The 9,732-nt window shown below is 73.5% G+C and carries 6 protein-coding genes and 1 pseudogene; 3 read left to right on the top strand and 4 right to left on the bottom strand.

Annotated elements, in window-relative coordinates; genetic code table 11:
- Nucleotides 1-126 precede the first annotated feature (126 nt).
- Genes mftD through mftF form a run of 3 tightly spaced genes read left to right on the top strand, consistent with a single transcriptional unit; the run spans nt 127 to nt 3,481 of the window.
- Complete coding sequence (gene mftD / locus ABT057_RS48505) at nt 127-1,320, top strand: pre-mycofactocin synthase MftD (protein WP_352351729.1); 1,194 nt, start codon at nt 127-129, stop codon at nt 1,318-1,320.
- A gap of 2 nt (nt 1,321-1,322) precedes the next feature.
- Nucleotides 1,323-2,081, top strand: coding sequence for a mycofactocin biosynthesis peptidyl-dipeptidase MftE (gene mftE, locus ABT057_RS48500; protein ID WP_352351727.1), 759 nt, complete (start codon nt 1,323-1,325; stop codon nt 2,079-2,081).
- On the top strand, nt 2,078-3,481 hold the full coding sequence (gene mftF, locus ABT057_RS48495) for a mycofactocin biosynthesis glycosyltransferase MftF (protein ID WP_352351725.1): 1,404 nt from the start codon (nt 2,078-2,080) through the stop codon (nt 3,479-3,481). Before mftE ends, mftF begins: the two co-directional genes overlap by 4 nt.
- On the opposite strand, the gene mftR is transcribed toward mftF, so the two are convergent.
- The 4 genes and pseudogenes from mftR to ABT057_RS48470 all read right to left on the bottom strand — a co-directional run bounded on the left by mftR (nt 3,475) and on the right by ABT057_RS48470 (nt 9,422).
- Nucleotides 3,475-4,083: a mycofactocin system transcriptional regulator MftR gene (mftR, locus tag ABT057_RS48490; protein WP_352351723.1), complete on the bottom strand. Its 609-nt coding sequence runs from the start codon at nt 4,081-4,083 to the stop codon at nt 3,475-3,477. The two genes, mftF and mftR, sit on opposite strands and share 7 nt — an antisense overlap.
- Before the next feature lie 93 nt (nt 4,084-4,176).
- Nucleotides 4,177-5,016, bottom strand: coding sequence for an NlpC/P60 family protein (locus ABT057_RS48485; RefSeq protein ID WP_352351720.1), 840 nt, complete (start codon nt 5,014-5,016; stop codon nt 4,177-4,179).
- Between the two features lie 49 nt (nt 5,017-5,065).
- A pseudogene (locus ABT057_RS48480) lies at nt 5,066-8,834 on the bottom strand (nSTAND1 domain-containing NTPase).
- 222 nt (nt 8,835-9,056) lie between these two features.
- Complete coding sequence (locus tag ABT057_RS48470) at nt 9,057-9,422, bottom strand: hypothetical protein (protein ID WP_352351716.1); 366 nt, start codon at nt 9,420-9,422, stop codon at nt 9,057-9,059.
- Nucleotides 9,423-9,732 lie beyond the last annotated feature (310 nt).

Raw genomic sequence — 9,732 nt, 5'->3', positions numbered from 1 at the left:
AAAGCCCTAGTAGCTCCGCTACGAGGGCTTCCGCCCGGCACGCCGAGAGCACGCACCGAACGCCGCTCCTTCTCCCACGGAGATCCATCAGAAGGACCCTAGACCTCAGGAGAGGAGACAGGACACATGGGCAGGAATCCCTGGTTCGAGACGGTCGCCGAGGCGCAGCGCCGAGCCGAGAAGCGTCTTCCGAGCACCGTCTACGGTGCCCTGGTCGCGGGCTCCGAGCGTGGTCACACCATCGACGACAACATCGGCGCCTTCGCCGAACTGGGCTTCGCCCCCCGTGTGGTGGGGCATCACGCGGAGCGCGACCTGTCGACGACGGTGATGGGCGTGGAGACGGCACTGCCCGTCGTCATCTCCCCGACCGGCGTCCAGGCGGTGCACCCGGACGGTGAGGTGGCCGTGGCCCGCGCCGCCGCCAACAGGGGCGTCATCATGGGCCTGAGCTCCTTCGCCGGCAAGCCGGTCGAAGAGGTCGCCGAAGCCAACCCCGACACCTTCTTCCAGCTGTACTGGAGCGGCACCCGCGACACCATGGTCCAGCGCATGGACCGCGCCAGGGCCGCCGGCGCCAAGGGGCTCATCGTCACCCTCGACTGGTCCTTCTCCAACGGCCGCGACTGGGGCAGCCCGGCGATCCCGGAGAAGGTCGACCTGAAGACCATGGTGCGGTTCGCCCCCGACGTCCTGACCCGCCCCGGCTGGTTGTGGAAGTTCGCCAGGTCGGGCCGCATCCCGGACCTGACGGCCCCCAACCTGAAGCCCTCCGACGGCGGCCCGGCCCCCACGTTCTTCGGCGCCTACTACGAGTGGATGCAGACCACCCCGCCCACCTGGGACGACGTCAAGTGGCTGCGCGAGGAGTGGGGCGGCCCCTTCCTGCTCAAGGGCGTCAGCAGGGTGGACGACGCCAAACGGGCCGTCGACGCGGGCGTCACGGCCCTGTCGGTGTCCAACCACGGCGGGAACAACCTGGACACGACCCCCGCCACCATCCGGATCCTTCCCTCGATCGTCGAGGCGGTCGGCGACGACGTCGAAGTCCTCCTCGACGGCGGCGTCCGCCGCGGCGGCGACGTGGCGAAGGCCCTCGCCCTCGGCGCTCGGGCCGTCCTGATCGGGCGGGCCTACCTGTGGGGCCTGGCCGCCAACGGCCAGGCAGGCGTCGAGAACGTCCTGGACATCCTGCGCGGCGGACTCGACTCCGCCGTCCTGGGCCTCGGCCGGGCATCCGTCCACGAGCTCTCGCCCGACGACCTGGTCGTCCCGCCCGGCTTCACCAGAACCCTGGGCGCCGGCCCGGGCGTCTCCTGACCATGGTGTACGACACCGCTCACGAGCTGGCTCGCACCGTCTGGCCGGCCGTACCGTCGAAGCCCCTGGTGCTGGTGCCGGTCGGGTCCACGGAACAGCACGGACCGCACCTGCCCCTCGACACGGACAGCGTGATCGCCCGGGCCGTCGCCGAGCGGGCGGCGAAGGCGCTGCCCGGCCCGGCTCTCGTGGCGCCTACCCTGCTCTACGGTGCCAGCGGCGAGCACGCCCACTTCCCCGGCACCGTCTCGATCGGACACGAGGCGCTGTGCTCGGTGCTCGTGGAGCTGGTGCGTTCCCTGTCGCTGTGGGCGGGATCCGTCGTCTTCGTCAACGGCCACGGCGGCAACACGGCGAGCCTGGGCACCGCCGTGCCGCGGATGCGGGAAGAGGGCCACGACGTGGCCTGGACCGGCTGCGGCGTTCCGGGCGGCGACGCCCACGCCGGCCGTACGGAGACGTCGTTGATGCTGCACCTGGCACCCCGGGACGTGGCGATCGACGCGGCCGTCACCGGCGACACCCGCCCCGTCGCCACCCTCATGCCGGACCTGATCGCCCACGGAGTCCGTGCGATCTCCCCCTCCGGCGTGCTCGGCGACCCGACCGGGGCGACCGCCGGGGAGGGCCGCGAGCTGCTGGACCTGATGGTGTCGCGCACCGTCCGCCGCATCACCGAGGGGGCCGCCGACAGCCGCGGGCACCTCGTCGCGCCCGGCAAGTCACCCTCCGCGGCGGAGAACGGGGTCGCGCGCCGATGACACTCCCGCACGGCTTCCTGGTCACCCTCGACCGGCACACCCGCGTCCTCGACGACGGCCGGGCCCTGCTGGGCGGTTTCCCCACCCGCCTGCTGCGCCTGACCCCACGGGCGAGGCCGCTGCTGTCCGGCAGAACCCTGCGCGTGACGGACCGGGCGAGCGCGGTCCTGGCCGACCGCCTGCTGGAGTCCGGCATGGCCAACCCGGTCGTCGCGTCACTGCCGCCCTGCCCCGACCCCCGCTACACCGTCGTCGTCCCGGTCCGCGACCGCGCACGCCAACTCGACCGCCTCCTCACCGGCCTCGGCAGGGACCACCCGGTGATCGTCGTCGACGACGCCTCGCACCACCCCGAGGACGTCGCCGCCGTCGCGGCGAAACACGGCGCCCGCCTCGTCCCCCTGCCCGTCAACCTCGGCCCCGCCGGCGCGCGCAACGCGGGACTCCGGCACGTCACCACCCCCTACGTCGTCCTCGCCGACTCCGACGTCGTCCTGGCTCCCGGGACGGTCGCGACCCTGCTGAGACACTTCGCCGATCCCCGGGTCGCCATGGCCGTACCCCGCATCTCCGGCCTGCCGGCCGTCGGTTCCCCGAACTGGATCGGACGCTTCGAGGATGCCCGCTCGTCGCTCGACCTCGGCCCCTACCCGGCCGCCGTGCGCCCCGGTACCCCCGTCTCCTGGGCGAGTACGGCGTGCGTGGTGGCCCGCGTCGACGCCTTGAAGGAGGGCTTCGACGACACGATGAGGGTCGGCGAGGACGTCGACCTGTGCTGGCGGCTCATCGAGCACGGCTGGCGCGTGCGCTACGAGCCGGCCGTCGAGGCCGGCCACGAACACCGGGTACGGCTCGACGACTGGTTCCTGCGCAAGGCGGTGTACGGCACCGGCGCCACCCCGCTCGCCCGGCGCCACCCCCAGTTCATCGCCCCCGCGGTGTTCGCCCCGTGGAGCACCGCGCTGACGGTCGCGCTGCTCGCCCAGCGGCGCTGGTCCCTGCCCGTGGCCGGGTCGGTGTTCTGCGTCGCGACCGTGCGGATCGCCCGCAAGCTCGAAGGCACCGGGCATCCCTACCGGCTGGCCGTGCGCCTCACGGCCAATGGATCCCTGAACGCGCTGAGTCAGGCTTCCGCGCTGCTGACGAGGCACTGGTGGCCGCTGACGGCACTCGGCTGCACGGTGTCGGGCCGGGTCCGCAGGGCCGCGGCAGTCGCCGCGCTGACCGACGTCACGCTCGAGTACCGGCGCGATCGCGCCGGCCTCGACCCCGTCCGCTACGGCATCGCCCGGCGCCTGGACGACCTGGCCTACGGCGCGGGCGTCTGGTACTCCGCGGTCAAGGGCCGGTCCACCCGGGCACTTCGCCCGCGTCTCGTCCGGCGCCGGGAGGCTCAGTAGCGGCCGAAGCCGTCCTCGAGCTGCCTCATGGCGTCGTCCAGCAGGCGGCCCAGATCGGCGTCCGCCCGACTCAGCCAGTGTTCGTACGCGGCGATGCACGAGGCGAGCACGGCATGGCCCACCAGGCGAGGCAGCAGGTCCGACGACGACCGGCCCGTACGCGCGGCCGCGAACCCGGCGACCACCTCCCGCCACGACGCGTAGCGCAACGTCGAATCGGCCTGCAGGGTGGGCACCCGCAGGATGAGCAGCATGCGCTGCCGGTGCCAGGGCACCTCGGCGGGGTCGAACCGGTTGAACTCGACCACGGCACGCCGTAGCGCGTCCATCATCGAAGTGGCCGGATCGGCCGAGGCCAGCAGACCCTCCAGCCTGACGAGCTCCGCCTCGAAGTCACCCCAGACGAGGTCGTTCTTCGAGGCGAAGTAGCGGAAGAAGGTGCGGCGGCCGATGCCCGCGGCGGCGGCGATGTCGTCGACGGTCGTGCCGTCGAACCCCTGCCGCGCGAAGAGCTCGAAACCGATGCGTTCGAGAGAACTCCGCGAACTGACCGGCGGCCGGCCCGCTCTCGCCGCGGCCGCCCTCTTCCCCAGCGCCTCCACACCCACCCTTCCCTGAGACCCTTCGCCCTTCGTCCCCCGTCGGATGCTATCGCGGTGACCGGCGCCGCCCGTCCGGCGCCGGAGCACGGCCGGTCAGGTGCAGGTCGGCACGCCGTCCAGCCAGGCGGGTCCCTTGATGTAGATGTTGGTCATCCAGGCCTTGTAGTCGGGCAGGTAGGACCAGGCGTCGTTGGTGTAGCCGTCGGAGGTGACGAGCTCCGCGTGCTTCTGGCACTGGACGCGGATGGTCGTCGACTGCGGGAAGGCGTAGACGCGGGCGGCGCCGACGGACGGTGCGGCCCTGGTCCACACGCCGGTGCCCCAGGTCTGGAACACATGGCCGGTCACCGCGCCGGTGTCGACGCGCAGCGCCCCGAAGTAGTCGCCGTTCAGCCGGACGTCGCTGACCATGACCTTGGTGCCCGACTGCCGGGCCTCGACCATCTTGCCCGCGCCCAGGTAGATGGCGATGTGGTGCAGCTTCTGCGAGGTGCCCCAGGCCAGCAGGTCGCCCGGCACCAGCGGGGCGATCCCCTGATCGGCGGTGAAGCGCTCCGCGGCACGGTGCGTGTAGTACTGGCCGGCGGCGACCCCGTCGAGGATGTCCGACCCGGCTGCCTGGGCGTACGCGTACCGGACCAGCCCGGAGCAGTCGAAGCCGAGCCGCTCGGGGTCGTGCTCGCTGGCCGGGTCGGTGGGATCCACCTGCCCGTACGTGGCGCCGGGCTGTGCGCCGTGCCCGCCGCCCCACGTGTACCAGACGCCCGCCGCGACCTGCGCGCAGGCCGCGCCCACCGCCCGCTCGGCCGCCGCGGAGGCGCCCGGTGCGAGGACCGCGCACTCGCCGTCGGCGGCGCGGGCGGCTCCGGGCGTCCACAGGAGGAGAGCCAGTAAGCCGATGAGTGTGCTGATCAGTCCGGTCCGGCGGAACATACCGCCACCCCCGTTTCCTCGTGTCCCTGTTTCTCGCGAGTCCGTGTTCCTAGCAACGCGACAGCCGCAGCCGGCAGATCGCGGTGAACCGTGCCGGCACGTCCAGGTCCCACAGCCGTACGGTCCCGTCGTTGCTGCTGCTGGCCACCGTCCGCCCGTCCGGGGCGAACACGGTCCCCCACACCGCGTTCGTGTGACCGGTCAGCGTGGCCCAGGGCCGCCGCCCGGCCACGTCCCACAGCCGCACCGTGCGGTCGCTGCCGCTGCTGGCCAGCAGCCGGCCGTCGGGAGAGAAGGCGATGCCGCGCACCGAGCCGGTATGGCCCCGCAGCACCGCCGCGGGACGGTGCAGACGGACGTCCCACAGGCGTACGGTCCCGTCGTTGCCGCTGCTCGCCACCGCCCGCCCGTCCGGGCTGAACGCCACCCCCCGCACCGCACCCGTGTGGCCCGTGAGCGTGGCCCGCGGCCGCCGCCCCGCCACGTCCCACAGCCGTACGGTCAGATCGTCGCCCGCGCTCGCGAGGGTGCGCCCGTCGGGGCTGAACGTGACGTCGTTGACGAAGTCCGTGTGGCCGGTGAGCGTGGCCAGCGGGCGGCGGCCGGCCACGTCCCACAACCGCACCGTACGGTCGGAGCCCGCCGACGCCAGCAGTGCGCCGTCCGGAGCGAAGACCACCGAGAACACGTCCCCGTGATGCCCGGTGAGCGTGGCGAGGAGGCGGCGGCCGGCCACGTCCCACAGCCGGACCGTGCCGTCGGAACCGGCCGAGGCGAGCGTCCGCCCGTCGGGCGCGAACGCCACCGAGAACACGGCCGCGCGATGCCCCCGCAGTGTCGCGACGGCCCGGCGCGCCGTCACGTCCCACAGCCGCACCGTGTGATCGGTGTCGGCGGTCGCCAGCAGTCTGCCGTCGGGACTGTAGGCGGACTGCCAGACCTCGGTGAACGGCCGGGCCGCCAGCGTCGACCCGCGCAGGTCCCACAGCACCACCGACTGATCGAACCCGGCGGTGGCGAGCAGGGTCCCGTCGGCGTTCACGGCCACGCCCATCGTGTAGTCGGTGTGGCCGGTGAGCGTCAGCGTCTGCGTCCCCGTGCGCACGTCCCACAGCCGGGTCGTACCGTCCCCGCCCGCGCTGACGACGGCGGCGCCGTCCGGGGTGTAGGCGACCGCGTTGACGTCGTCGCTGTGCCCGGTCAGGACCGCGGTCGCCCGAAGCCGGGCCACGTCCCACAGCCGTACGGTCCGGTCGGCGCCCCCGCTGGCGAGGCTGCGCCCGTCCGGCGCGAACGCCACGCCGTACACCTCGTCGTTGTGCCCCCTGAGCACCGCGTACGGCCGGTCCCGCACGGTGTCCCACAGCCGCACGGTCCGGTCGGCGCCCGCCGACGCCAGCGTCCGGCCGTCCGGGGAGTACGCCAGCGCATCGATCTGTCCGGCATGTCCGGTGAAGGTGGCGACCCGGCGCCCCCGGTCCGTGTCCCACACCTGGACCGTGCCGTCGCCCGCCGCGACGGCCAGGGTACGGCCCCGGGGATCGAAGGCCACCGCCCGGGCGCCCGCGGTGCTCGCCGGGAGTACCGCCTTCGTACGGTGGTCGGCCGCACCCCACAGCCGTACGGGCACATCCGTGGCGCCCGCCGCGACCGTACGGCCGTCGGGGCTGAAGGCGACCGACCGCACCCGCCCCGCCATCCTCAGCGTGGCGGTCGTACGGCGGTCGGCGAGCCGGCGCAGCGCCACCGTGCCGTCCGAGCTGCCGGTCGCCAGCGTCCGCCCGTCGGGCGCGAAAGCCACCGAGTTGACCGGCCCGCGGTGCCCGCCGAGCCGCGCGGAGAAGGGCTGCGCCTGCGTGCTCAGCAGGGCGCCGCGCGCCTCGGGCGTCGCCCGGGCCCGGTAGGCCTGCTCGGCGAGCCGCATCGAGGCCTCGGGCTGACCGGCGGCCAGGGACGCGGACTGCGCGGCGAGCGCCCGGGAGCGCGCGACCCGCTCCTGGTTCAGCGCGCCCGAGCGCTGCTGGTAGGCCGTGGCCCCGGCGACGACGGCGAGGGCCAGCAGCACCACCAGCGTGGCCAGCGTGCCCTGCCGGAGCCGGACCTGCCGCCGCGCCTGCTGCTGCCGGTCGGCCTCCTCGGCCCGGCTCGCGCGCAGGAACGCCTCCTCCTGCGCGCTGAGCCGGCTCCTGCCGTCGAGTTCCTCGGCCCACGCCCGGACGGTGTCCAGCCGGGTCCCCCGGTACAGGGCGGACGGATCGCGGCCCTCACGCTCCCACTCCTCGGCGGCGTGGGCGAGCTGCTGGTGGATCAGCAGTCCGGCGCGGTCCGCGTCGATCCAGCCGCGCAGCCGGGGCCAGGCGTGCAGCAGTGCCTCGTGGGCGATCTCGACCGTGTCGCGGTCGGCGGTGATCAGCCGCGCCCGTACGAAGGCGTCCAGGGCGGCGGTGGCACCGTCCGCGTCGTCCGACCGGTTCAGCAGCGCGTCCCGGCTCATCCGGCACCGGGTCGGTCCGGTGCCGTCGGCGACATGGACCAGACGCACCAGGATCCGGCGGATCGTCTGCTGCTCGGCCGGGTACAGGCGTGCGAACACGTCCTCGGCGGTCCGCGCGACCGCCCCTCGGATCCCGCCGGTGCGTTCGTACCCGGCCACGGTCAGGGTGGCGTTCTCGCGCCGCTGCCACGTGGTCAGCAGCGCGTGGGAGATCAGCGGCAGCGCACCCGAAGGGGTGACGTCCGGCAGGGTGCCCGACCCGTGTCCGGGCGGACCGTCCTGTTCGTCGCGCAGGCCCGCGTCCCGCAGCAGCAGGGGGACGAGGCCCGGCTCCAGGGTGAGTCCGGCGCGTTCGGCGGGGCGGGTGATCGCCTCCCGCAGCCCGGCGACGGACATGGGGGACAGCACGAACAGCCCGTCGGTGAACACCTGGGCCAGGCTCGGGGAGTTCGAGGCAGCTGCCGGACAGATCGGCCCGCACGCCCAGCACCACCACCGCCGGATGGAGGCCGGGGTCGGCCGGGCGGGATGTCGACAGCGTGCACAGCACCCGGACGAAGGCCCGCCGCTCGTCCTCGTCTGAGCAGAGGGTGAACAGCTCCTCGAACTGGTCGACGAGCAGCACCGGACGCACCGGCGGCGCCGGTCGTTCCGGGTCGGCGGACGCGCTGTCGTGCGCCGTGCGGCGCCGTACCGCTTCCAACAGGGTCTCGGGCCGCTCCCGCACCTGCCGTGACGTGATGCCGAGGTCGCCGTCCAGTGCCTTCGCCGCCGCGGTCAGCAGCTCCCGCAGCGGATGCGCGGTGGGCGTGAACGCGATGACCGGCCACCGCTCGGCCCCCGGCATCGGGAACCCGCCGGGTTTCCGGAAGGCCGGCACGAGACCGGCGTTGAGCAGGGACGACTTGCCGGCCCCCGAGGGGGCGACGACCATCAGCGGTCCGCCGCCGATTCGTTCGAAGACCCGCTCGACCAGCGCGGCGGTGGCCTGCTCGCGGCCGAAGAACCACTCCGCTTCCCGCGCCGTGAACGCTGACAGTCCCCGGTAGGGACAGACGCCGTCGAGCTGCGCGGCACCGGGCGCGGTGGCCTCGCTCCGCCCTGCCCGCACGTCGTCCTCCGTGTCCTTGGCCAGCAGCCGCAGCAGCCCGCCCTCGGCCCGCAGGATCTGGTCGCAACGGCGCGCGACATCGACGGTGGCCCGCTTCGCACCCGTTTCGATCTTGCTGAGATAGCCCTTGCTGTAGTGCGCCTGCCGGGCCAGATCGGCCAGGGACAGCCCGCGCTGCCGGCGGAGTCGTCTCAGCTGGGCGGGGAAGGCCACAACGGCGTCGTCAGTCGGTTCTGCTGCACGTCGGTCGCTGGTGTGCTGCTGCTCCCCCAACACGTCCCCCCGGGGTGTCGCGCGCGCATGAGCCGTGAAAACGGCGATGCCAAGACTACTGCGGGGGCGGGACGGTCGATCGGACCTTTCACCGGTGTGGCGCGAACACGGGCTTCCGGAACCGCCTGGGCGGTTCCGGAAGTTCCCCCGTGGCAAATGGCCTTACGGCCGGTTGAGCTTGATCGAGTTGACCGGCGTCAGGTCGGCCCACACCCCGTGCTGGGCCCCGATCGTGTAGTTGCAGTTGGTGCCGCCGTAGTTCAGACACAGCTCCGCCGAGGCGCCGCCGGTCTGGTTGTTGAGGACCCAGTGCCAGCCGACCTGGTTGCTCAGGTCGTGAGCCCCGTAGCTCCAGTAGACGTTGCTCGGGCTCTGGGCGGGGTCCTGGCCCTGCGGGTAGATGCAGACGGCGCCGGACGGGCACCCTGCCCAGTCGGCGGCCGGCTTGGCCGTCGCCGTGCCGCTCATGGCGATCACGGCGGTGGCGGCGGTGGCGAGTGCGGCGGCTCCGCGGAACATCTTGTGCATGTTTTCCCCCTTGCGTTCGTCCTGCCTGGTCGCAGGGCGTGCTCGGTCTGTCGGCATCAGACTGTCCGCCGGGCCGGGAGAGGTCGACGGGTTTCCTGTTTCCCATCGCCACGGCGGCCGGGAAACCGGCCCTGATCAGCGCGGATGAGAGGAAGGGGGCAACGCCGGTACCACCGGCCGGCGGAGCGGCCCGCGGCCCTGTCCGCCCGGGGGTACGGGTCCGGCGGTGTCGGCTTCGACGGCTTCGACGGTCTCGACGATCTCGACGGGGACTCCGAGGGCGCGGATGGCGGCGAGTTCGGTGTCGGGG

The organism is Streptomyces sp. NPDC002588 (assembly GCF_040295925.1).
Lineage (GTDB): Bacteria > Actinomycetota > Actinomycetes > Streptomycetales > Streptomycetaceae > Streptomyces.
Note: the sequence above shows the minus strand (reverse complement) of the source record. Positions and strands in the feature narration are given on the sequence as shown.